Origin of the sequence: Microbacterium sp. NC79, from assembly GCF_019061125.1 — a bacterium.
Lineage (GTDB): Bacteria > Actinomycetota > Actinomycetes > Actinomycetales > Microbacteriaceae > Microbacterium.
The window spans coordinates 1553832-1577784 of sequence record NZ_JAHQYI010000001.1 but is presented as its reverse complement, the minus strand read 5'-3'; the positions used below and the strand labels follow the sequence as shown (position 1 = coordinate 1577784).

The window sequence follows — 23953 nt, the reverse complement described above, 5'->3', positions numbered from 1 at the left end:
GACCCCGTGGTTCCGTGGCACGCCAAGAACGCCTTATTCCTGGTTGGAGGCGATGTAGTTGACTGCGTCAGCAACCGTCTTGAGGTTCTTAACCTCGTCGTCCGGAATCTTGACGCCGAACTTCTCTTCTGCGTTGACAACGATCGTCATCATCGAGATCGAGTCGATGTCGAGGTCGTCGGTGAACGACTTCTCAAGAGCGACCTCGCTACCGTCAATGCCGGTCTCGTCGATGATGAGCTCGGTCAGGCCCTCGAGGACCTCGTCGTTGGTGAATGCCATGGTGTTTCTCCTCTGATTAGGTTGACTGAAAAAAGTCTAGGGGTGCCTTACGGCAGAACAACGACCTGCGCGCCGAAAACGAGACCAGCGCCGAAGCCGATCTGCAGGGCGAGGCCGCCGCTGAGCTCCGGGTGCTCTTCGAGCAGACGGTGCGCGGCGAGCGGAACCGAAGCCGCCGACGTGTTGCCTGTGGTCTCAATATCACGAGCGATGGCGACGGATTCGGGCAACTTGAGCTGCTTGGCAAACTCGTCAATGATGCGCATGTTGGCCTGGTGCGGAATGAACGCCGCCAGATCTTTCGCCTCGATGCCCGCAACTTCAAGCGCCTTCTTGGCGACCTTGGCCATGTCCCACACGGCCCAGCGGAAGACCGTCTGGCCCTCCTGGCGCAGCGTCGGCCACTCGGCTTCGCCGTTGCGGTACTCGATGAGGGTGTGGTTCATGCCGACGGCGTGTGCCTTCGAGCCATCCGAACCCCACACGGTGGGGGAGATGCCGGGGAAGTCGCTCGGCCCGACGACGGCAGCACCGGCGCCATCGCCCAGCAGGAAGGAGATGGAACGATCGGTCGGGTCGACGATGTCGCTGAGCTTTTCCGCACCGATGACGACCGCGTACTTGGCAGCACCTGCACGAATGAGAGCATCAGCCTGAGCCACCGCGTACGCGAAACCAGCGCACGCCGCGTTGCTGTCGTAGGCGGCGGCCGGGTTGGCGCCGATGCGGTCGGCAACCACAGCCGCCATCGACGGCGTCTGCTGCACGTTGCTGATGGTTCCAACGATCACCAGATCAATGTCGGCGGGGTTAACGCCGCTCTTTTCGACGGCCTCGCGAGCGGCTTCGGAAGCCAGGTCGAGAGCCGAGGTCTCCGGAACCGCGCGGGTGCGGGTGATGATGCCGGTACGCTGACGAATCCACTCGTCACTCGAATCGATCGGACCGATCAGATCATCGTTGGGAACGGCAACTTCGCCACGTGCGGCGCCGTAAGCGTAGATGCGAGTGAATTCGGGGCCCTTGGCCTGGTTCAAGGTGACAGTCATGCGGCCACTCCATTCAACAGCGCAACGGCTGCTTCGAGATCTTCTGGGGTTTTCACGGCGACGGTGGGTGTGCCCTTCAGGCCGCGCTTAGCGAGACCCACGAGCGCGCCGGCCGGGCTGAGCTCGACGAGGCCGGTGATGCCGCTATCGGCGAAGGACTGCATGCACAGATCCCACCGTACGGGCGATGACACCTGGCCGACGAGAAGGTCGAGCGCGCGTTGGCCGTCTGCGACGACGGAACCATCGCTGTTGGTCCAGAGGCGCGTTGCGGGAGCAACAGCGTCGGTCACGGTTGCTACGGCAGCGCGGAGCGCTTCAACAGCCGAACCCATGTAGCGGGTGTGGAACGCGCCAGCGACCTGCAGCGGGATGACGCGGGCACCGCGCGGTGCTGCCTCGGCGAGCTTCGCGAGCCCGTCGAGCGCGCCAGCAGCGACGATCTGTCCGCCGCCGTTGAAGTTTGCAGGCTGAAGATCGTGTTCGGCGATGGCGGCGAGCACATCGGCCTCGACACCGCCGACGACGGCGCTCATGCCGGTTGCCGCTTCGGTTGCCGACTGCGCCATGGCGCGGCCGCGCTCACCCACGAGGTACATTGCGGTTTCGTCGGATACGACGCCGGTGGCCGCGATCGCAGCGAGTTCGCCGACCGAGTGGCCAGCGACACCGCCAGCGTGCTGCGCGGCATCGCCCAGGGCGTGCCACGTCAGCAAGGACGCGGCAACAATCAGAGGCTGGGCGATCTTCGTGTCGCGGATTGTGTCTGCGTCAGACACTGTGCCGTGCGTGACGAGGTCAACCTTTGCGGCATCCGAGTACGCTTCAAGCCGCTCTCGGGCTCCGTCAAGCTCGAGCCAAGGCGACAGAAATCCGGGAGTTTGAGACCCCTGACCGGGGCATGCAACAACGATCACTTGTCTATCTTGCCAATCTGAATCGGTCTACGCTGGCGATTCCCACACATAAATGTCGAGAAGCTTTGTGCTTACTCGACAGATCCTACGGACGTGGGCGTGTCGGACGACGACGTAATGACTCCGTGGTGCCGATGGAACCAAGAATCAGGGCCGTCTGCAGGATGAGGGCTTCGCGGGGACCGGTAGCGTCCCACCCGATGACCTCGCTGACACGCTTGAGGCGGTAGCGCACCGTGTTGGGGTGCACGAACAGCTCGCGCGCGGTCGCTTCCAGGGAGCGGCCGTTGTCGAGGTAGCTCCACAGGGTTGTCACCAAATCGGCTGAGTGTGCCTGGAGAGGGCGGTAAATGCGGTCGATCAGAGTCTGCTTGGCGAACGGATCGCCTGCGAGTGCACGCTCGGGAAGGAGGTCGTCTGCTTCGACAGGGCGGGGAGCGTGGCGCCAACCGCGTGCGACGGCGAAGCCGGCGAGTGCGGCCCGAGCGCTCTGGCTTGCGTCAACGAGAGCGGCCACCGTCGGCCCGAGGACGAGGTATCCGGGGCCGAAGTGCGGCTCGAGGTGCCGTGCAATCTCGATAAAGGGAATGTCTGCGGTCTCGTCGCTGCGCGATGACGTGATGGCGCGGCCGATGACGAGAACGAGGCGTGAGCCCTGCACGCCGATGAGAACGTCGATGCCGAGCTTGCGAGCAGCACGCCGGAACTGGTCGACGTCAAACTGTTGTGGCGTGGTTCCGACCAGCACGCACACTTCGCCATGACCGTGCCATCCGAGAGCTGCGATACGGCTGGGAAGTTCTTCATCGGCTTCACCCGTGAGGATCGAGTCAACAACGAGTGCTTCCAAGCGGGCGTCCCACAGGCCGCGTGCTTCGGCGGCGCGCGCATAGACATCGGCCGATGCGAAGGCGACGTCGCGGGAGTATTCCAGGATTGCTTGGCGCAGGCTTTCGCTGCGGCCGGCGACGCGCTCCTCGGTCACCGAAACGGTGACGCGGATGAGCTGGAGTGTCTGCTGCAAGCTGACGCTGCGCAGAAGTTCGCGGGGTGCAGCAGCGAAAATGTCTGCTGCGATCCACGGAGTGGATGTGGGGTCATCGAACCATTGAATAAACGAGGTGATGCCCGCCTGAGCCACCAGGCCCACCGCTGAGCGGCGACCGGGTGGCATCTCGGCGTACCACGGGAGGGACTCCTCCAAGCGGGTCAGCGTGGCCGTCGCGAGGTCGCCAGAGATCTTGCGCAACCAGGCCAGGGTTTCTGCCTTGCTTTGGGGAGAGGTCCCTCCCGTCGATGCCGCCATGCTTAGCTTTCGCCGCCCGCGTTGCCGCTGGTTCCGGCGTTCACGTTCAGCAGGTCGTACTTGTCGATTGCCTGCTTGACGAGCGCGCGGTCAACGACGCCGTCTTCGGCGAGCGACTGGAGCGTACGAACCACGATCGAGGGGCCATCAATCTTGAAGAATCGACGAGCAGCTGCACGCGTGTCGGAGAAGCCGAAGCCGTCGGCACCGAGCGAGGCGAAACGGTTCGGAACCCACTGGCGAATCTGGTCCTGCACGGCGTGCATGAAGTCGCTCACCGCGGTGACCGGACCCTCAGCGCCGCGCAGCTTCTCAGCGATGTATGCGGTGCGGGGCTCTTCTTCCGGGTGCAGGAAGTTGTGCTCGTCGGCGGCAAGACCGTCGCGGCGCAACTCGTTCCAGCTGGTGACCGACCAAATGTCGGCGATCACGCCCCAGTCATCCTTGAGCAGCTGCTGGGCTTCGTATGCCCAACCGAGGCCAACACCCGACGCGAGGATCTGAGCGCGGGGCCCGTCGCCTTCACCGGTCGAGACCTTGTGGATGCCCTTGATGATGCCCTCAACGTCGACGTTCTCCGGCTCAGCGGGCTGAACGATCGGCTCGTTGTAGAGGGTGATGTAGTACATCACGTCGGGGTTCGGGTGGTTGCCACCGTACATCTGGTCAAGACCAGCCTGAATGATGTGCGCGATTTCATAGCCGTATGCCGGGTCGTACGAAATCGTTGCCGGGTTCGTCGAGGCCAGCAGGTGCGAGTGCCCGTCAGCGTGCTGGAGGCCCTCACCGGTCAGCGTGGTGCGACCGGCGGTTGCACCCATGACGAATCCGCGTGCCATCTGGTCACCGGCAGCCCACTGGGCGTCACCGGTGCGCTGGAACCCGAACATCGAGTAGAAGACGTACACCGGAATCAGCGGCTCACCGTGCGTGGCATACGAGGTTCCGAGGCCCGTGAATGCGGCAACAGCACCCGCTTCGTTGATGCCGACGTGAACGATCTGCCCCTGCGGGCTCTCCTTGTAGGCGAGGAGAAGCTCGCGGTCGACCGAGGTGTAGTTCTGGCCGTGCGGGTTGTAGATCTTCGCGGTGGGGAAGTAGGCGTCCATACCGAAGGTACGAGCCTCATCCGGGATGACCGGAACGATGCGCTTTCCGATCTCCTTGTCGCGCAGCAGGTCTTTCAGCAGACGGGCGAAAGCCATCGTCGTGGCGACTTCCTGCGTTCCGGAGCCCTTCTTGGCCTGCTTGTACATGTCATCGCCAGGCAGGTTGAGGCCGACGTGCGTTGTGCGACGCTCGGGCAGGAACCCGCCGAGTGCCTTGCGGCGCTCGAGCATGTACTGGATTGTCTCGTCGCCGGTTCCGGGGTTGTAGTACGGCGGCTGGTACGGGTTCTCTTCGAGCTGAGCGTCCGTGATCGGAATGTGCAGCTCGTCGCGGAAGCCCTTGAGGTCTTCCAGCGTCATCTTCTTCATCTGGTGGGTCGCGTTGCGGCCCTCGAAGTGCGAGCCGAGGCCGTAGCCCTTAACGGTCTTCGCGAGGATGACGGTCGGCTGGCCCTTGTGAGCCATTGCAGCCTTGTAGGCGGCGTACACCTTGCGGTAGTCGTGGCCACCGCGCTTGAGACCCCAGATCTCTTCGTCGGTGTAGTCCTTGACCATGGCGGCGGTGCGCTCATCGCGACCGAAGAAGTGCTCGCGCACGAACGCGCCAGACTCCGCCTTGTAGGTCTGGTAGTCACCATCGGGGGTGACGTTCATGAGGTTCAGCAGGGCGCCGTCGGTGTCGACATCGAGCAGAGCGTCCCACTCGCGACCCCACACAACCTTAATGACGTTCCAGCCAGCACCGCGGAAGAAGCTCTCCAGCTCCTGGATGATCTTGCCGTTACCGCGCACCGGGCCGTCAAGGCGCTGCAGGTTGCAGTTGACGACAAACGTGAGGTTGTCGAGGCCTTCGTTCGCGGCAACCTGAAGCTGACCGCGCGATTCGACCTCGTCCATTTCGCCGTCACCGAGGAAGGCCCACACGTGCGAGTCGCTGGCATCCTTGATGCCGCGGTTCGTGAGGTACTTGTTCGTCATCGCCTGGTAGATGGCGTTGATCGGGCCGAGGCCCATCGATACCGTCGGGAACTGCCAGTAGTCAGGCATCAGGCGCGGGTGCGGGTACGACGGCAGTGCGTTGGGAGCAGCCGACTTCTCCTGGCGGAACCCATCGAGCTGAGCTGCCGACAGGCGACCCTCGAGGAAAGAACGTGCGTAGATGCCGGGGGAGGCGTGACCCTGAATGAAGATCTGGTCGCCACCGGTCGGGTTGTCGGCGCCGCGGAAGAAGTGGTTGAAACCGACTTCGTACAGCGAAGCGCTCGACGCGTACGTCGAGATGTGGCCGCCCACACCAATGCCAGGGCGCTGCGCGCGGTGCACGGTCAGAGCGGCGTTCCAACGGGTCCAGGCGCGGTAGCGGCGCTCAACCTCTTCGTCACCGGGGAACTCGGGTTCGTTCTCCGACGCGATCGTGTTGATGTAGTCGGTGGTCGGAACCATCGGCACACCCAGGTGCAGTTCGCGAGACTTCGACAGCAAGCTGAGCATGATCTCGCGACCACGCTGCGGACCCTTAGCGTCGACGAGCTGGTTGAGCGATTCTTGCCACTCGCCCGTCTCTTCCGGATCGCTATCGAGGGGTTCTTGGGAATACGGATCCTGGTCGTGAACAGTCACCGGGCGACCTTTCGTCGTTCTGGCAGATCATGCCAAGGGCATCGGTTCGACGCGCGGGGGGCTTTGTCGGCTCCACACAACACGCGTAGTCCACAGCCTACTCATAAATGGGGTACACGGGCAGGTTTGTTCCCCGCTTTTATTGGCTCAATTCGTCGCGCGGGCGTGTTTGGCTGATCGTGCGGCAATTGCAACGGCTGTAACGGAACCATCTGAGCAGTGCGTTATGCACGTTTGCGTTGGGTATGGTGCAGAGCACGCAATTTCACCCGCTAGGATGGAATCACACCAGGGCCTTTAGCTCAGCTGGTAGAGCGCCACGTTTACACCGTGGATGTCATCGGTTCGATCCCGGTAGGGCCCACATCAGGCAAAACCCCCGAGAATTTCTCGGGGGTTTTGCGTTGGGTCGCGGCGTGGATCAGTGACCCGTCGACGAGCGGGCGCTGAGGCGAATGGTGCCGCAGGCGTCGCTCGTCTGCATTCCGTGATTGCGCCTCGCTTAGCGCTCGATGGCGCGGCGGTCTTCGCCAGCGACGCCGCCGGCGTACTCCCATCGTGCGTGTGAGCGAAGCGCGTTGCGAACGGCGAAGAAGATCACGGCATACGCGATGAGGAGGGCGAGAATGACGATGCCGAGCCAGATAGCGAGCATCGCGAACTGAAGCTGTGAGAACTGGTCCATGCCAACATCGTGGCACACGGCGTTCTCCGGCCGTGGTTACAAACAATTACCCCTCGAGACGGGCTCTCGTAGAGCGCTTCCGGGGGTTCGATAGTTATCAGCGAGCGCTGGACTTCAGGCGCGAGGTAGTTGCGCGCCGAGGCTATTACTGGAGGGACGCTAGAAACACGCCGAGTCGTCGCAGCCCCTCGGTCAGTTCCTCACGCGATGCCGCGTACGACAGCCGAACGTGCGTGTTCGCGGTGCCCTGCGCAAAGTCTCGCCCAGGCGTCAACGCCACATGAGCCTCATCGAGCGCGCGCTCGCAAAACGTCCACGCGTCGAGGCCGGTGCTGCTCACGTCGAAGTAGATGTAGAAAGCGCCATCGGGGGAGACCGGAACCACGAGGCCGAGAGTCGCAAGCCCGTCGAGTACCAGCGTGCGTCGTTCGTGCAGTTCTTCGCGACGTGCTTCGCAGACCGCGACCGATTCGGGGGAAAATGCGGCGACGGCAGCGTGCTGCACCGGTGTCGATGCGCAGAGAAAGTAGTTCATCGCAAGCTTCTCTACCGGCTCAACCAGTGGTTCCGGCAACACCATCCAGCCCAGGCGCCATCCGGTCATGCCGAAGTATTTCGAGAAGCTGCCGATCACGATGGCGTCGGGGTCAATCGCAAGCGCCGTGCGGGCCGGGGTGCCATCGGCTGCCGGATCGGCGAGGTCGAGGTAAATTTCGTCGATGATGCGCCACGCCCCGCGTTCGCGCGCGAGGGTGCAGACGGCGTCGAGCTCGGCAGTCGTGACCGATGTTCCCGTGGGGTTCGACGGGCTTGCCACCATGACGGCAACCGTGCGCTCAGTCCACGCAGCTGTGACGCTCGCAGCATCCAGCTGGTAGCGGGTCTCCGCCGCGGTGGCGAGCGAAACGATGGTTCCGCCGAACGTGCGTACAAGCTCACGGTTGCACGGGTATGACGGGTCAGCGATGATCACTTCATCGCGCGGATCGGTGGTCGCGGCTGTCGCCAGCAGGAGCGCACCCGATGCGCCTGCGGTAATCGCGATGCGCGCGGGGTCGACGGTGACGCCGTGCTTCGTGCGGTAGTAGTTCGCGATCGTCTCCCGCAGGAGCGGCAGGCCAAGCGCCGGAGTGTACGGGAGCGGGCGCCCATCCATCACCTCGCGCATCGCGGCGTGCACGGCGGGAGGAGCACCAAAATCCGGCTCGCCGATCGAGAGCTTCACCACATGGTGGCCCGCCGCCTCAATGTCGGCAGCACGCTGCCCAAAGGCGAGAGCGTGGAAGGGCTCGGCATTGGCCGCGCGCTGGGCGAGTTTCACGGGCACACTCCTTCGATAGCGACGTACGTCTACGGTACCTAGTGATGCCTCTCCGCACGCAGCCGTTCGTGCATTAGCTATTCACTTATATCTTCAAGTTATAAGTGATAAACTTATGTCATGCATGATGTTGCGGCGGTCATTCTTGATGTGGTCGGTTCGCGAAACCTCGAGGACCGCGTGGCGGCGCAGCGCGCCATCGCCGATGCATTCGCGCAGGTTAACGAGGTGGTTGCGCCCGTGCGCACGGCGTGGCCGACGTTTGCCGACGAGTTTCAGGTGATCTACCGCACTCTTGACGACGCATGTGCCGCCACGGGCCTCGTGCGCCTGGCCCTCGCCGATGCCGTCGACGTTCGGTTTGGCATCGGAGTCGGAGATTCACGCGAGGTTGGCCCCGGCGCGACCGGTCCCGTGCTTGACGGTGATGCCTGGTGGCGCGCGCGCAACGCCATCGAGGAGGCAGAGAAGCGCGGTGCGCGCAGCGGAACCAGAACCTGGGTTGAGGGGGAGGGGAGCGTGCCAGCGAACGTCAGTCTGCTGTTGCGTGATCACCTCATCTCGGCAATGCGGCCCCGCGAGAAGCGCATCACGCTGCAACTGATATCTGGCCGAACCCAGCGGGAGATTGCCGATAGCGAGGGCATTACTCAAGCCGCCGTTTCGCAGGCCGCGAAGAAGTCAGGAGCCACAACCCTTGCGCAGAGTTACGAGGTGTGGCTCGCCGCGCGTGCCTGAAGCGCGGCGGGTGACTGATGCGTCGTGGCGATGGCCCGCTAGCTCGGCCCGCGTGGCGCAGCACCCGTGCCTGATGCGTCGCCACGTGGTCTCCGTTGTCGCCGCGCGTGCCTGAAGCGCGGTCGGTATCCACGAGCCAGCGATAAGCGATGTGCTAATAATTCGAAAACATAAGCAGATCGCCGAGCAATGTGAGGACCACCGCTTACGGTGGGGCGTGGAGGACACCAATGATTGCCGCCCTACTGCTTTTGACGATCGCCATCGCCGACCTCACGATGCTGGTGTGGCAATCGGCGCGTACGCGCCCGCTCGCGGTTGGCGTCATGGTTGTCGCTCTCGTTGGCTGGCCGATCGTTCTGATCGCCGGATTCTCCGCGCCGTGGTGGGTCGCGCTTACGTTCGTTGTCGTGGCCGCGCTGTGGGCGCTCGCCCTCGCCAGCCGGTGGGCCGCACGCCTCGTGATTCCCGTTGGCCTTCTTCTGGCGGCCGCACTCGCGGCGCTCCTACTGGTTCCGACACTCGCGACCCTCGTGCAACCGTCGTGGGCTGACGCGTGGGCGGCGACGGGTGCCGTGATCTCGCCAACCGTTGCGACAATGGCGGTCGCGGTTGCCGTGTTCCTTGCCCACAGCGCGAACGTCATCGTGCGGGCGACGCTAACCCTCGCTCGCCGGGCCGATACGCACACGGCCGAACGTTCCACTGAGCCTGAGGTGTCAGCCGGATCGTGGATTGTTGCGGGAAAGTGGCGATGGGCGCGCGTGCAGGTCATGCCACCCGAGCCTGCCGCACCCCGTGTGATCTCCACGATGCGGGGTGGCCGCTGGATTGGCCCGCTGGAGCGGTGGGCGATCGTTGCGCTTGGTCTGGCAGGTGCGCTCGGCATCATCGCGGCGATCATGGCGGGCAAAGGCATCGTGCGTTTTCCCGAGATCAACGCCGATCGCGGTATTGGCTCGAAAGCCGAAGAATTTCTCGTCGGCAGCCTGCTGAGCTGGTCCCTCGCCGGTTGTGGGATCGCCCTGATCGTCGGTGCAGCAACGGTCGCCGGTTGACGGTGCGGTAACGACTGGAACCATTGTTGCCGAACACTCCCGAGATTCCGGCAATCTGCCGTAGGTTGGAAGAGTGAACGTGACCCCAGCTGACCAGCGCATCCTGCTCGACCTTGTTGACCTCGACCGCCGCATTCTGGTGGCCGAATCAACCCGCAAGAACCCGCCACAGGCGGCTCGCATTGCCGAGCTCACGGCACAAAAGCAGGGCCAGAGCCAGGAACTGTCGCAGCGCCTCGGTGCGCGAGACGATGTGGCGCTGGAATTGAGCCGCCTCGAAAGCGACGTGAAAGTTGCCGCGGCGCGTCGACAGCGCGACCAGGAACGGGTCGCCACGGCCTCTGACCCCAAGCAGGCCGTCGCCTTTGAGAGCGAGATCGCTGCCCTCACGAAGCGACTGAGCGACCTGGAAGATGCTCAACTCGTCATCATGGAGCGCCTCGAAGAAGCGGAAACTGCCGTCAATGAGCAGAAGGCCGTCATCGATGTCACCAATGAAGAGGGTGCACGCCTGACCGCGGAAGCGCGTGAGCTGATCTCCAAAATGACGAGCGAACTCGACGAGCTTGCCCGCGACCGCGCTGCCGTCGTCGGCCGCATTCCGGAGGCCCTTGCCAAGCAGTATGACCGCGTTGGTGCGGGCCTGCTCACCCGCAACACGTGCGGCGCCTGCAACATGGTGCTGAACGCGACTGACCTGCAAGAAGTGCGCGCGACATCGGTGCACGAAATCGCCAACTGCCCGAGCTGTGGTGCAATCATGGTGCGCACGGAGGAGTCGGGGCTCTGAGCCCGTCACCCGGCGACCCGGTTTGGATTCTCACCGCCCGCAACGGCGTTGACTACATCGCCACGCTCATCGGGGCCAACGGCGAAGAACACACCGCACACCTTTCGGCGAACGATTGGCCCGCGTGGGTACGCGAACATGAACACGCGACGCCGCGCTGGGTGTTCAACGACACCGCCCTCGTTTATCCCGCGCTCCTGAACGCCGGTGTTCGTGTTGCCCGAGCACACGATCTCAGGCTCTGTCACGCGATTTTGCGTGACTCCGCGCTCGTCGCGGCTGGTGACGAGCTGCGGCGCGCGGTGGCGTGGGATGTATCGCCAGCACCGGAACCTCCGGAGCGGCCCGTGGAAGCACTCTTTGACTTCGCATCGACAGGACCACGCCAAGTACCGGGCGATCCGCAAGAGATACGCGCGGAGTTCGACAGGCAGCGCGCGATCCTGAACGCCGCAGACGGGCGACTGCGACTGCTCACCGTCGCAGAATCGACCGGTGCTCTCATCGCGGCCGAGATGCGAAGCGCGGGGCTCCCATGGGATGTTGCTGCGCACGAAAAGATGCTCACAGACACCCTGGGGGAGCGGCCGGCCGCAGGCGGTGCGCCGTCCATCATGTTGCAGCGCGCTGAAGAGGTGCGCCAACTTCTCGGTGACATGACCGTCAGCCTTGATAGCCAGCCCAAGCTCCTGCGCGCATTGCACCGCGCAGGAATCCTCGTTGAATCCACGAGCAAGTGGGAGCTTGAAGAGCAAAAGCATCCCGCGATTGAGCCGCTCCTTGAGTACAAGAAGCTGTCCCGCCTGTACTCCGCCAACGCGTGGGCGTGGCTCGACGAGTGGGTGCAGGGCGGCCGGTTTCGACCCGTCTACGTGCCGGGAGGTGTGGTCACCGGGCGCTGGGCGTCATCAGGTGGCGGAGCACTGCAGATTCCGCGAGCGCTTCGCACCGCGGTGCGCGCCGCACCGGGGTGGCGGCTGATTATCGCCGACGTTGCGCAGCTTGAGCCGCGAGTTCTCGCCGCGATGAGCGGCGACCTCGCGATGGCTGATGCCGCGCGCGGCCATGACCTGTATTCGGGTCTCGTGGACCGTGGCATCGTCGCTACCCGCCAAGAAGCGAAGATCGCCGTTCTGGGCGCGATGTATGGATCAACGACGGGCGAAGCAGGTCGGCTGGTGCCGCGCCTGCGGCGCGCGTTCCCGCTAGCGATGGCGAAGGTCGATCACGCCGCACAAACCGGTGAAGATGGCGGCACCGTCACCACACTCTTGGGTCGCTCGTCACCGCAGGTCAGCGCAGACTGGATGACCGTGCAGCGAGCCGCCACAGACGTCGACGCTGACCCTGGTGCTGAGCAACGTGCGCGACGCTCGGCACGCGACCGTGGCCGGTTCACGCGAAACTTCATCGTGCAGGGAACCGCCGCGGAATGGGCGCTTGCCTGGCTCGCGGAGATTCGCCGCGGACTCGTCGCGCTCGGCGAAACAAGTGGACCCGCGACGGAACCATCCGGTGCGACGTTCGCACGGGTTCCGCATCTCGCGTTCTTTCTTCACGACGAAGTCATCCTGCACGTGCCAGAAGACCTCGCAGAAGCCTCCGCGCAGGTCGTCAGGGACGCCGCAGATCGGGCCGCCGCGCTCCTGTTTGGCACGTTCCCGCTGGATTTTCCGCTCGATTTGAAGATTGCCGAAAACGCCGGCAAGTAGCGCCTAGCGACTTACGGCAGCAGCCCAAACAGGCGGGCTTTTGTGACGGCGGCATGCCGCGTTGATGAGTCTAGCTTCGCCATCGCCGTACCGAGATACGCCTTCACTGTTCCTTGTTTGAGGCCAAGTTGCGCCGCGATCTCTGCGGTCGTGGAGCCGAGCGCCGCGCACGCCAAGACGTCAGTTTCGCGCGGCGAGAGGTGAATATCGGTTGTCGGGCCGACCGGCGCCTGCTCGCCTGACAGCCCCGAGAGACCAGCAAGGCGGCGCTCGATGACCTCCAGCCGTGTACGCAACGTTTGGTCGGTGACGGCCGCGCTCAGTGACCGCAACTCGGCATAGCTCTCGCGCAACTCTTCGCGCTGCGCCGGTGTCATGGTTCCAATCGGCGCACTGGACGCTGTGCGCGCCAGCCGCCGACGCACCTCGTCGCGGATGCGAATTTCGGTGGCAAGTTCTTCTGCGACTTGAAACGCCGGAGCAGCAATGACGCCGTTCATGCTGGCGGCATCCCACGCTCCGCCGTAGAGCACACCGCGGGCCTCGCCATTGACGACCACCGGAACCGCCAAAAGGGTCGCGATGCCCTCACCGAGAACTTGACGGTCATAGTCGTGAGTGATGCGGGGATTCGAACGGTAGTCCGATGTCATCCGCGGGCGCTGCTCGGCGACGGCCTGACCGCCGAGGCCGCGCTGTGGCATAACACGCAGATCCTCGAGAAAACGGGTGCGCGCACCGAAGACATGCCTGACCTGCACTTCGCCGTCTGCAATGAGTCCGCCAAAGGCGACGGGAAAGTTGGTGCGAGCGGCGAGGCTTCTGACAGCCTTCGCGACGGCGTCGTCGTCACTAGGCGAATTGTCAGTCATCGGCATTGATACCAACTTTCGGGGGGTGACACGAGAAGTTGCTTTTCTCTAGGTTGACATCCTACGCGTTTACCAACAATGGGTAGCGCGGGCTGGCGGCAAAGATGCCGCTTAACCGGAGTAGGGCAAGGAGGCCCCATGACCGATTCACCGCCAACAACAGAGATCGACTACGTCGAGATCCAGGAGTCGGAGAGGTTCGCAACTCTTCGTAAGTCACACCGCAGTTTCGTTTTTCCTCTCGCGATCTTCTTTTTGGTTTGGTATTTCGCTTACGTACTGCTCGGCGCGTACGCCCATGACTTCATGGCGACCCCCGTCATTGGTCACATCAACGTTGGTCTCATTCTCGGGCTTCTGCAGTTCGTGACGACCTTCGCGATTACGGGTTGGTACGTCTGGTACGCAAACCGCAAATTGGACCCGCAATCGCGCGCCATCCGTGAAGAACTCGAAGCGATCGGAGGTCAGCAGTGAGCATGCTGATTCTCGCCGCTGAGGCGGCACCCGTTGAGAACAACGCGGTTCTAAACATCTCGATCTTCGGCGCTTTCGTCGCGGTGACCCTGTTCATCGTGATTCGCGCGAGCCGCAACAACAAGTCGGCGGCCGACTACTACGCGGCCGGTCGTTCGTTCACCGGCCCGCAGAACGGCTTTGCCATCGCCGGCGACTACCTGTCAGCGGCGTCGTTCCTCGGCATTGTCGGCGCTATCGCCATCAACGGATACGACGGGTTCCTGTACTCGATCGGCTTCCTGGTGGCGTGGCTCGTCGCACTTCTGCTGGTCGCAGAACTGATGCGCAACACCGGCAAGTTCACGATGGCTGATGTGCTGTCTTTCCGCCTCAGGCAGGGCCCCGTGCGTATGGCTGCCGCCATCACGACCCTCGCCGTTTGCCTGTTCTACCTGCTCGCACAAATGGCCGGCGCCGGCGGACTGGTGTCGCTGCTGCTGGGCATCAAGGAGACGATTGGTCAGTCCATCGTCATCGCTGTGGTCGGCGTGCTGATGATTGTGTATGTGCTCATCGGTGGCATGAAGGGCACAACCTGGGTGCAGATCGTCAAGGCGTTCCTTCTCATCGGTGGCGCGATTGTCATGACCATCTGGGTGCTGGCGTTGAACGGCTTCAGCCTGGACACGCTGCTCGCCAACGCGGTCGCGCACTCGACGTCGACACCGCCTGACGCAATTCTTGCGCCGGGTATTCAGTACGGCTCGAACCCGCTTGACTTCCTCTCGCTTGGTCTCGCGCTTGTGCTCGGTACTGCCGGCCTGCCGCACGTCCTGATGCGCTTCTACACGGTTCCGACCGCCAAGGAAGCACGTCGTAGTGTGGTGTGGGCGATTGTGCTGATTGGCATGTTCTACCTGCTGACACTTGTGCTCGGTTATGGCGCTGCGGCGCTCGTCGGCCCGGACGTCATCAAGAACGCCCCTGGTGGAGTGAACTCCGCCGCACCACTGCTGGCAAACGCGCTCGGTGGCCCGCTGCTGCTCGGATTTATTTCGGCTGTGGCGTTTGCAACGATCCTCGCGGTCGTTGCTGGTCTGACGATCACGGCAGCTGCGTCGTTCGCCCACGACATCTACTCGAACGTGATCAAGAAGGGCCAAGACTCCGCCGACGGTGAAGTCAAGGTTGCTCGCCGCACTGTTGTCGTGATCGGTGTGCTCGCGGTTCTCGGTGGCATCGGCGTGCAGGGTCAGAACGTGGCGTTCCTCGTCGCTCTCGCCTTTGCCGTCGCAGCATCGGCAAACCTCCCGACCATTCTCTACTCGCTGTTCTGGAAGAAGTTCACCACCCAGGGCGCGGTATGGAGCATGTACGGCGGACTCGCCGCGGCGCTCATCCTGATCGTGCTGTCGCCGGTGTTCTCCGGTCAGCCTGACAGCGTCTTCCGTGAGGTCGACTTTGCTGTCTGGCCGCTGAAGAACCCGGGCATCGTGTCGATCCCGGTCGGATTCCTCCTCGGATGGTTGGGCTCGGTTGTCGATCAGCGCATCGAAGACCGCAAGCTCGAAGCCGAAATGGAAGTTCGCTCGCTGACCGGTTACGGCGCCGAAAAGGCTGTCGAACACTAAGAAGCGCAACCACGGGCCGCTGGCGGGAGTTTTCTCGCCAGCGGCCCTCTTTTGTGCCGCCGTGGTTCCGCACCCATGGTTCCGTGTCGCGAGAACGAGGGATTGCGCTCGCAGACATACCGGATCGGCTTCTATCTCTGGTTCTCGGAGCATTCTCTGGTTCTCACGACACGGGCGCCGGCGAGGCAGAGCGGAACCATGGGCTGAGGGGGTGCGGACAGAACGGAACCAGGGGAGCGATACGATAGATGAAGAATGGGTCGGCTAGACGGTCGCGTTGCGGGTAACCGCACCGAGGAACGTCCGGGCTCCGCAGGGCAGGACGGTGGGTAACGCCCACCCGGAGAAATCCGCGAGATAGTGCCACAGAGAGTAGACCGCCGAGCATGCTCGGTAAGGGTGAAAGGGTGGTGTAAGAGACCACCGGGGTCATGGTGACATGACTCGCGAGGTAAACCTCGTCCGGAGCAAGACCAGACAGGGGATGTTGACGCGGCTCGCCGAGTCCCCGGGTAGGTTGCTAGAGCGCTACGGCAACGTCGCGCCGAGAGAGATGGCCGTCAGAGGGAGTAATCCCCGAACAGAACCCGGCGTATCGGCCGACCCATTCCTAACTTCCGCGGGCGCGTGCCAGGGTAGACATATGGATCTGAACGCAGACCTGGGCGAGAGTTTCGGCGCCTGGACGATGGGCGATGACGCCGCCATGCTTGCGATTGTGTCGAGCGCCAATGTGGCCTGTGGGTTTCATGGTGGTGACCCGATCGGCATTATGGCAACCCTCCGGGCCGCCGCGAGCGCCGGCGTGCGCGTGGGCGCTCACCCGTCATACCGTGACCGCGCAGGGTTCGGCCGCCGTCACATCGACATGGCCCCCGCCGAGCTCACCGCCGACGTCGCCTACCAACTCGCTGCCCTCGATGGGCTCGCTCGTGCAGCAGGCACGCCCCTTGCCTACGTCAAGCCGCACGGCGCGCTGTACAACACGATGGCGACCAACGAGAAGGTTGCGCATGCGGTCTACGATGCGATGGCGCTCGTGACACCCGCCCTTCCCGTGATGGGGCTCGCGGGTTCCGCGGGGTTGCGGTGGGCGAATGAGCGGGGGATCGGAACCATTGCTGAGGCATTCGTCGACCGCGGGTATCGTGCCGACGGCACCCTGGTTCCGCGTTCGCAGCCGGATGCGGTGCTGCACGATGCTGATGCCGCAGCTTCCCGTATTGTGCGCTTTGTCACGGAGGGCGTGATGGAGACGGTGGATGGCGGAACCATCGAGCTGCGCGCAGATTCGGTGTGCGTGCACGGCGATAGTCCGGCAGCTCTCGAGATGGCCAGCCGCACCCGCGCGGCCCTGGAGGCGGCGGGCGTCACCGTTGCGGCACGGTGACCACACCGAAGCGTATTCTGCCGGTCGGGCGCCGTGCGGTGCTCGCCGAATATTCGAGCCTGAGCGAGGCAATGGCCGCATTCGTGGGTCTGCCCACGCCTCGGCCCGAGGGAATCATTGACGTGGTTCCGGCGGCCCGCACGATCCTCGTTTCGTTCGCACCGCATGCGGCGGCAGCGGACATCATCCAGTGGCTCCATTCTGCTGGCACGCACGCGGCCTCGGAGATTCAGCTCCGGCCGATCGACATTGACGTTGTCTACGACGGCGATGATCTCGACGAGGTGGCGATGACGCTCGGCCTATCGCCCGAAGAAGTCGTCGGCATTCATACGTCGCTGGACTATCGCGTCGCGTTCACGGGCTTCGCCCCGGGCTTTGCGTACCTGGTCGCGCCCGATAAACGCCTGCACGTGCCGCGACGCGCGACGCCGCGGCCGCGGGTGCCTGCGGGTGCCGTTGGTTTAGCAGGGGAGTTCTCGGGCGTCTATCCGCGTGCCACACCTGGCGGATGGCAACTGCTTGGGCACACGAACGCCGCACTGTGGGACAGCCAGCGGGAGCAGCCCGCGCTGCTGCATCCGGGCGACGCGGTGCGGTTCCGCGCCGTGCGCCCCAGCCTTACGTCCGCCAGCGCACCCGCGATCGCCGCGCCCAGCGCGCCTGCCAGCGCACCCACCACACCCGTGCCCACCGCGCAGCCGTACCACGAGGTCGTTGGTGTCACGGTGAATAGCCCCGGACTCCAGCTCCTCATCCAGGACCTTGGCCGGCCAGGTCACGCAGCCGAAGGCGTCACGGCTTGCGGTGCAGCCGACCGGGCCGCCCATCGCGCTGCCAACGAGGCCGTCGGAAATCCGCCGACCGCGGCGACACTCGAACTCGCCATCGGCGGTGCAGAACTGGCGTTCGCCGTTGATGCTGTCATCGCCCTGACCGGCGCACACGCGCCTGCCACAATCGTCACCGGTGACACTGAAATTGATGTTGTGCCGGGCGCACCCACCGCCATTGCTGCCGGCAGCACCCTCAGTATCGGCTACGCCACCCGCGGCGTGCGCGCCTACCTCGCCGTTCGAGGCGGCTGGGAGCAACCATCTACCCTCCGCTCGCGCGCCACCGACACGCTCTCCGGCCTCGGCCCGGAACCGTTGCGCGCCGGCTCACGCCTCACCATCTCGGCAACGCAACCGCGCACCGCCGTCACCGTCGTGGTTCCGGAGCCAACGCCGCTTGCGAGCCCCGATGACACCGCGACGATCGACGTGACGTTCGGCCCGCGCGATGACTGGTTCACCGACGAAGCACGTCACACCCTCACTGCGGCGGCCTTCACCGTCTCAGCCACATCGGACCGCGTCGGCGTACGGCTCGATGGCACCCCGCTTGATCGCGAGAAAACCGACGAGCTCCCCAGCGAAGGGGTTGTTCGCGGCGCCATCCAGGTACCGGCGAATGGTCTGCCTGTGATCTTCCTCGCCGACCACCCGGTGACAGGCGGCTACCCCGTTATCGCGGTCGTGGTTTCGGAGCACCTTGACCGCATTGCGCAGCTTCCAGCCGGAACCACGGTGCGGTTCCGCGTGCGTTAGTCGCCTGCGAGTGCGGCAGCACCGATTATGCCTGCAGCATTGCGGTGTGTTGCCGCAACGATCGGCGTCACGAGGTCAAGCAGCGGCAGGAACTGCTCGGGGTGCTTGGAGACGCCGCCACCGACGACGAATAGGTCGGGGGAGAAGAGGAACTCGACCTGCGAGTAGAAAACTTGCAGACGCGCAGCCCACTTTTTCCACGACAGCGACTCACGTTCCATCGCAGAATAGGCGGCCCACGCCTCGATCTTCTCGCCCTTGCGTTGCAAATGCCCGAGCTCGGTATTGGGAATGAGCACGCCGTCATACACGAATGCCGACCCAATGCCGGTGCCGAGCGTCGTCATGATCGTGAGGCCGTCACGGCCTTTCGCGGCACCGTAGCGGTGCTCGGCGACACCAGCGGCGTCGGCATCATTCACGAAGTGGATGTCGCGACCGAGCCCGTTCTCGAAGAACTTCTCGGCCTCGAAACCGACCCAGTCCTGCGACACATTTGACGCGGACAGCGTCTTACCGTGCTTCACGATCGCCGGAAAGGCGACGCCGAGCGGAACCTGGTGATCGTCATCGACGCCGAGGGTCGCGAGCACAGACTGCACGGCAGTGAGCACATCGGCCGGTGCAGCACCTTCGGGAGTGGCAACACGCACACGCTCGGAAACCATTTCACCGTGTCGCAAATCAACGATTCCGGCCTTGATGCCGGTCCCTCCGATATCAACACCGACGGCGCGCTGAGAACTCATGCGCTCAGCCTATATCCGCGGACGCTGTCCGCCTCCTAGTATCGAAGCGAGAAGGAGGCGTACATGTCGAACGAAGCACCCTATGTCGATCCGATGGCCGACGACCAGTATTGGTACAACACCCTCACGCAGGAGGTTGAGAAGGGGCGGCAGTCGCCGTCGCCTTACCGCCTTGGGCCGTTTGCCACTGAAGCTGAAGCGGCTGACGCACCTGCGGTGGTGAAACGTCGCGCTGAAGCGTGGGCTGCCGAAGATGAAGCCGAAGACAACTGGGGAAGCGCGGGCTCGTCAGACCAGTAGTCTGGGATCACCCCGAAGAGAGGAAGCGAATGGACAAGCAGCGCGACTTCGTGTTGAGGACGATCGAAGAGCGAGGCGTCAAGTTTGTGCGCCTGTGGTTTACCGACGTCATTGGCACTCTCAAGTCCGTTGCGCTGGCCCCGGCAGAAGTCGAGGGTGCATTCGCTGAGGGGCTGGGTTTTGATGGCTCCGCTATCGAGGGTTTGACGCGCGGATATGAGTCTGACCTGCTCGCCAACCCTGACCCCGCGACCTTCCAGATTCTGCCGTGGCGTGGCGAGACAGATCCCACTGCCCGCATGTTCTGTGACCTCACGACACCAGACGGACAGCCAGCGGTGTCTGACCCGCGTCACGTGCTGAAGCGCACGCTGGCGAAGGCTGCCGACCGGGGCTTTACGTTCTATACGCACCCCGAAATCGAGTTCTACCTGCTGCGATCGTCACAGCTTGGGCCCGACGGTCAACCGGTTCCGGTCGACTCAGCCGGGTACTTCGATAATGTGCCAGGCGGAACCGCGCATGACTTCCGTCGCCGGTCCGTGCGGATGCTGGAAGACATTGGCATCTCGGTGGAGTACTCGCACCATGAGGGCGGCCCCGGCCAGAACGAAATCGATCTGCGCTACGCTGACGCGCTGGCAACGGCCGACAACATCATGACGTTCCGCACGGTGATCAAAGAGGTCGCGATCGAGCAGGGCGTCTATGCGACGTTCATGCCGAAGCCGATGTCTGGTCAGCCTGGTTCCGGCATGCACACCCACATGTCGTTGTTTGAGGGCGACACGAACGCGTTCTACGAAGAGGGTGCCAAGTACCAGCTGTCAAAGACGGGCCGTCACTTCATCGCTGGCCTGCTGAAGCACGCGAACGAGATCACGGCGGTCACGAACCAGTTCGTGAACTCGTACAAGCGCCTGTGGGGCGGCGACGAAGCGCCGAGCTTTGTCTGCTGGGGCCACAACAACCGGTCAGCGCTCATTCGCGTGCCGATGTACAAGCCGAACAAGACGCAGTCGACCCGGGTGGAATACCGCGCACTGGACTCGGCGGCCAACCCGTACCTTTCGTATGCGCTGATGCTGGCCGCCGGCCTGAAAGGCATCGAAGAAGAGTACGAGTTGCCTGCCGAGGCAGAAGACAACGTCTGGACGCTCACCGAGTCGGAGCGTCGTGCGCTCGGCTACGCGCCGCTCCCGGCAAGCCTTGACCACGCGCTCGAGTACATGGAGGAGTCGGAGCTCGTTGCCGAGACCCTCGGCGAGCAGGTGTTCAGCTACGTGTTGCGTAACAAGCGCAAGGAGTGGGCCGACTACCGTTCTCAGGTCACGCCGTTCGAACTGGCAAACAACCTCGAAATGCTTTAGGCGCCGTCATGATGTCGCGCCGCTCGACGAGCCTCAGCGACCTTGCACGCCGCGGGTTCAGTGAGCTGAGCAACGCGGCAACGCTCCTGGAGGAGCTCGCCGCGTTGACGGGGCTGCCTGTTGACGAACTCATCGATGGCGCGGCGGGTGCTGCCGACCCCGACCGCGCGCTCACCGGATTCATCCGCGTTGCGCGCCGCGACGTGGTTCCGGTGCGCGAGGTGCTGTCATCTCCTAGCGCTGCCGAAAACGCGTGGCGCGTCTTGGGTGTTTCTTCCGGCCTCGGCGACTTTTACCTGCGGCATCCGCACGAACTCACCGATCTCGCGCTGGTTCCCGATGCGCTGCCGACCGCCGACGAACTGCGCGCCGAGCTGCTGGCCTCCGTTGGTAGCATCGATGGATTCGCCGCAGACGGCAGCGAATCCGCGTGGCTGGCATTGCGGGTGCGCTATCGCCGTATGGTTGCTCGCATCGCAGCGTTCGATGTGGCCGCGGCTGATCCCGTTGTGGTTGTGGACGCCGTAGCTGCCGCGCTGGCCGACGCTGCGGCGGCAGCCCTCGAGGCATCGCTGTCAGTCGCGCGCGCCAAGCTCACCGGCATTGGTGGGCCAGCGATGTTCAGCCACGCCGAGATGCAGGCGACACGCCTCGCCATCATCGGCATGGGCAAGGCTGGTGCTCGTGAACTCAACTATGTGAGCGACGTCGACGTGATCTTCGTCTCGGGCACGGCGAACGAAGAGCTGGTCTCCGAAGCACGCGCCATCGATATCGCGACGCGTCTTGCCGTGCAACTCATGCGCGGAATCTCCGGGATGGAGATGGAACCACCACTGTGGGAAGTCGACGCCAACTTGCGTCCGGAGGGGAAGCAGGGGGCGCTCGTGCGCTCACTGGAATCGCACCTCACCTACTACGACCGGTGGGCAAAGAGTTGGGAGTTTCAGGCGCTGCTGAAGGCACGCGCCCTGGCGGGTGACGCTGAGCTTGGCGCCGCCTACGTGGCGGGCGTGCAGCCCAAGATCTGGACGAGCTCGGCACGAGAAAACTTCGTCGACTCCGTGCAGCGCATGCGCGAGCGGGTCACGGACAACATCCCGGCAGAAGACATTGATCACCAGATCAAGCTGGGCCCGGGCGGACTGCGCGACATCGAGTTCACCGTGCAGCTCTTGCAACTCGTGCACGGCCTTTCTGATGAAAAGATTCGGGAGCGATCCACGCTCGGCGCCATTGACGCACTGGCAGCCGAAGGCTACATCGGTCGTGACGATGCGGCTGCGTTTGCGCAGCACTATCGTCAGCTTCGCGTCATTGAGCATCGGCTGCAGCTGGAAAACCTGCGACGCACCCACCTCATGCCCCGTACTGAAGAGGGCCAACGCTTCATTGCGCGCGCGTCGAAGCTCGCGGTGACCGGCGGCGAGCTCATCGCGGTGTGGGAAGCAATCAAACGCGAGGTGCGCGAGATCCATGTGCGCCTGTTCTACCGGCCACTTCTCAGTGCGGTGGCGTCGCTTGGCGAAGACGAACGCTCGCTTTCCTCGGCGCACGCGCATGATCGTCTCGCGGCGATCGGGTTCCGTGACCCTGCCAGCGCCCTGCGCCATATTCAAGCGCTCACCACGGGTCTCAGCCGCAAGGTGACGATTCAGCGCCACCTGATGCCGATCATGATCAGGTGGTTCAGCGAAGGAGCCGATCCCGACTACGGTCTGGTCGCGTTCCGGCGCATTTCTGAACGTCTCGGTGATTCGCCCTGGTTCCTTGGCATGCTGCGCGATTCCTCTGTCGCGGCGCAGCACTTGACCCGGGTGCTCTCCGGCTCCCGCTACGTGGGCGAACTGATGGAGTGGATCCCGGAGTCCGTTGCGTGGCTGGATCAGGCTGATGGGCTGGAACCACGCGCCGGGTTTGTGCTGCAGGAAGAAGCTCGCGCGATTCAGTCGCGCCATGAGACGACGAAAGACGCGATGAAATCGGTGCGTGCACTGCGTCGCCGCGAACTGTTGCGCACGGCGATGGCGTCGATGTTGGACGTCATCACGCTTGAACAAACGGCGGCTGCGCTCACCACGATCACCGAGGTGACGATTCAAGCGAGCCTGCGAGCGGTACGCCGCGAAGTGGTTCCGCCTGAAGATAATGACCTCGATTTCTCCGTCATCGCGATGGGTCGATTTGGGGGAGCCGAACTCACTTTTGGTTCCGACGCCGATGTGATGTTCATTTACGACGCGAACGGCGTCGAACCGCAGCGCGCGCACGAGTTGTCGCAACAGCTGGTCGCCAAACTTCGTGAGCATAGCGAAGACCACCGCGTACCGCTGGAGCTTGACGCTGACCTTCGCCCTGAGGGACGATCAGGGCCGATGGTGCGCTCCTACGAGGCCTACGAGGAGTATTACGAGCGCTGGTCGCAACCGTGGGAGGCTCAGGCGCTGCTGCGCGCGCGTGGCATTGCAGGCAGCGTGAAACTGATCAGAAAGTTCACCGTGCTCGCGGACGGGATGCGGTATCCGGAAAAACCGGACCTGGCAGCAACCCGCGAGATTAAGCGCATTAAGGCGCGTGTTGAAGCCGAGCGGCTCCCGCAGGGCGTCGATCGCTCCCGGCATTTGAAGCTGGGGCCCGGCAGCATCAGCGATGTTGAGTGGCTTGTGCAGCTTTTGCAGTTTCAGCATGCGTGGCATGTGCCTGATCTGCGCACGACCTCGACCGTGCGGGCAATGGCCGCGGCTGTCGCGGCTGACCTGATCAGCGAGTCGTCGTCGACCCGTTTGATGCAGGCGTGGGAGTTGTCTGCGCGGTTACGCTCCGCGATCACGCTGCTCACCGGGCGCGCCTCAGATGTATTGCCAGGCGACCGCCAGCAGCTCGACGGAATCGGTCGCGTCGTGGGGTACCCTGACCGGTCCGCCACGCGCGTGGAGGAGGATTACCTCGGCGCCACGCGGCGGTCCCGTCGGGTCTTCGAGAAGCTGTTTTACGGGTAGATCG

The 23953-nt window shown here is 63.8% G+C and carries 20 protein-coding genes, 1 tRNA gene and 1 other RNA gene; 13 read left to right on the top strand and 9 right to left on the bottom strand.

The genetic code is table 11. The annotated features are described in order from the left end of the window. Positions 1-33: 33 nt before the first annotated feature. The 5 genes from KTJ77_RS07115 to aceE all read right to left on the bottom strand — a co-directional run bounded on the left by KTJ77_RS07115 (position 34) and on the right by aceE (position 6283). The gene (locus tag KTJ77_RS07115) at positions 34-282 is read right to left on the bottom strand and encodes an acyl carrier protein (protein ID WP_147825969.1); all 249 of its coding nucleotides are present in this window, start codon (positions 280-282) and stop codon (positions 34-36) included. Between the two features lie 47 nt (positions 283-329). After that, positions 330-1331 carry a beta-ketoacyl-ACP synthase III gene (locus KTJ77_RS07110; RefSeq protein ID WP_217337728.1) on the bottom strand — a complete coding sequence of 334 codons (1002 nt, stop codon included), beginning with the start codon at positions 1329-1331 and terminating at the stop codon, positions 330-332. Then, positions 1328-2248 carry an ACP S-malonyltransferase gene (locus KTJ77_RS07105; protein ID WP_217337727.1) on the bottom strand — a complete coding sequence of 307 codons (921 nt, stop codon included), beginning with the start codon at positions 2246-2248 and terminating at the stop codon, positions 1328-1330. The genes KTJ77_RS07110 and KTJ77_RS07105 overlap by 4 nt, the downstream gene beginning before the upstream one ends. 85 nt (positions 2249-2333) lie before the next feature. Next, positions 2334-3554, bottom strand: a complete 1221-nt coding sequence (locus KTJ77_RS07100) for a CdaR family transcriptional regulator (RefSeq protein WP_217337726.1) — start codon at positions 3552-3554, stop codon at positions 2334-2336. Between the two features lie 2 nt (positions 3555-3556). After that, the gene (aceE, locus tag KTJ77_RS07095; RefSeq protein WP_217337725.1) at positions 3557-6283 is read right to left on the bottom strand and encodes a pyruvate dehydrogenase (acetyl-transferring), homodimeric type; all 2727 of its coding nucleotides are present in this window, start codon (positions 6281-6283) and stop codon (positions 3557-3559) included. Positions 6284-6574: 291 nt separating this feature from the next. Between aceE and KTJ77_RS07090 the strand changes: the two genes are divergently transcribed. After that, a tRNA-Val gene (locus KTJ77_RS07090) sits at positions 6575-6647 on the top strand. A gap of 138 nt (positions 6648-6785) precedes the next feature. Here the strand turns inward: KTJ77_RS07090 and KTJ77_RS07085 are convergent. Both KTJ77_RS07085 and KTJ77_RS07080 read right to left on the bottom strand, forming a co-directional pair. Then, positions 6786-6968: a hypothetical protein gene (locus tag KTJ77_RS07085; protein ID WP_217337724.1), complete on the bottom strand. Its 183-nt coding sequence runs from the start codon at positions 6966-6968 to the stop codon at positions 6786-6788. Positions 6969-7113: 145 nt separating this feature from the next. Continuing rightward, complete coding sequence (locus tag KTJ77_RS07080; RefSeq protein ID WP_217337723.1) at positions 7114-8289, bottom strand: aminotransferase class I/II-fold pyridoxal phosphate-dependent enzyme; 1176 nt, start codon at positions 8287-8289, stop codon at positions 7114-7116. Between the two features lie 120 nt (positions 8290-8409). Here KTJ77_RS07080 and KTJ77_RS07075 point away from each other — a divergent pair, with 120 nt between their 5' ends. The 4 genes from KTJ77_RS07075 (at position 8410) to KTJ77_RS07060 (ending at position 12587) form a co-directional block, all read left to right on the top strand. Next, entirely contained in the window at positions 8410-9027 is a 618-nt protein-coding gene (locus tag KTJ77_RS07075) for a SatD family protein (RefSeq protein WP_217337722.1), read from the top strand. 230 nt (positions 9028-9257) lie between these two features. Next, on the top strand, positions 9258-10085 hold the full coding sequence (locus KTJ77_RS07070) for a hypothetical protein (RefSeq protein ID WP_217337721.1): 828 nt from the start codon (positions 9258-9260) through the stop codon (positions 10083-10085). A 79-nt stretch (positions 10086-10164) separates the two neighbouring features. Beyond that, entirely contained in the window at positions 10165-10875 is a 711-nt protein-coding gene (locus tag KTJ77_RS07065) for a zinc ribbon domain-containing protein (protein ID WP_367948857.1), read from the top strand. Positions 10876-10931: 56 nt separating this feature from the next. After that, positions 10932-12587 (top strand): bifunctional 3'-5' exonuclease/DNA polymerase, encoded by a 1656-nt coding sequence (locus KTJ77_RS07060; RefSeq protein WP_367948900.1) that lies wholly within the window; start codon positions 10932-10934, stop codon positions 12585-12587. Between the two features lie 11 nt (positions 12588-12598). Here KTJ77_RS07060 and KTJ77_RS07055 read toward each other — a convergent pair whose 3' ends face one another. Further along, positions 12599-13459, bottom strand: coding sequence for a LuxR C-terminal-related transcriptional regulator (locus tag KTJ77_RS07055; protein ID WP_217337719.1), 861 nt, complete (start codon positions 13457-13459; stop codon positions 12599-12601). Between the two features lie 138 nt (positions 13460-13597). Between KTJ77_RS07055 and KTJ77_RS07050 the strand changes: the two genes are divergently transcribed. From KTJ77_RS07050 to pxpB, 5 genes are all read left to right on the top strand, one after another. Beyond that, complete coding sequence (locus KTJ77_RS07050) at positions 13598-13936, top strand: DUF485 domain-containing protein (RefSeq protein ID WP_217337718.1); 339 nt, start codon at positions 13598-13600, stop codon at positions 13934-13936. 2 nt (positions 13937-13938) lie between these two features. Then, a complete protein-coding gene (locus KTJ77_RS07045) occupies positions 13939-15549 on the top strand; it encodes a cation acetate symporter (protein ID WP_217338381.1) in 1611 nt (536 codons plus the stop codon). A gap of 256 nt (positions 15550-15805) precedes the next feature. Further along, an RNA gene (gene rnpB / locus KTJ77_RS07040) (RNase P RNA component class A) lies at positions 15806-16160 on the top strand. Between the two features lie 32 nt (positions 16161-16192). Then, positions 16193-16939 (top strand): LamB/YcsF family protein, encoded by a 747-nt coding sequence (locus tag KTJ77_RS07035; protein WP_217337717.1) that lies wholly within the window; start codon positions 16193-16195, stop codon positions 16937-16939. Beyond that, a complete protein-coding gene (gene pxpB, locus KTJ77_RS07030; protein ID WP_367948856.1) occupies positions 16936-18531 on the top strand; it encodes a 5-oxoprolinase subunit PxpB in 1596 nt (531 codons plus the stop codon). The genes KTJ77_RS07035 and pxpB overlap by 4 nt, the downstream gene beginning before the upstream one ends. Here pxpB and ppgK read toward each other — a convergent pair. Beyond that, positions 18528-19280: a polyphosphate--glucose phosphotransferase gene (gene ppgK, locus KTJ77_RS07025; RefSeq protein ID WP_217337716.1), complete on the bottom strand. Its 753-nt coding sequence runs from the start codon at positions 19278-19280 to the stop codon at positions 18528-18530. The genes pxpB and ppgK overlap by 4 nt on opposite strands. Positions 19281-19343: 63 nt before the next feature. Here ppgK and KTJ77_RS07020 point away from each other — a divergent pair, with 63 nt between their 5' ends. From KTJ77_RS07020 to KTJ77_RS07010, 3 genes are read left to right on the top strand one after another with little or no spacing between them, the layout of a single operon-like run. Next, a complete protein-coding gene (locus KTJ77_RS07020) occupies positions 19344-19580 on the top strand; it encodes an SPOR domain-containing protein (protein WP_254367388.1) in 237 nt (78 codons plus the stop codon). 29 nt (positions 19581-19609) lie between these two features. Further along, on the top strand, positions 19610-20950 hold the full coding sequence (gene glnA / locus KTJ77_RS07015; RefSeq protein ID WP_217337715.1) for a type I glutamate--ammonia ligase: 1341 nt from the start codon (positions 19610-19612) through the stop codon (positions 20948-20950). 11 nt (positions 20951-20961) lie between these two features. Continuing rightward, the gene (locus KTJ77_RS07010) at positions 20962-23949 is read left to right on the top strand and encodes a bifunctional [glutamine synthetase] adenylyltransferase/[glutamine synthetase]-adenylyl-L-tyrosine phosphorylase (protein WP_217338379.1); all 2988 of its coding nucleotides are present in this window, start codon (positions 20962-20964) and stop codon (positions 23947-23949) included. The last annotated feature ends 4 nt before the right edge of the window (positions 23950-23953 follow it).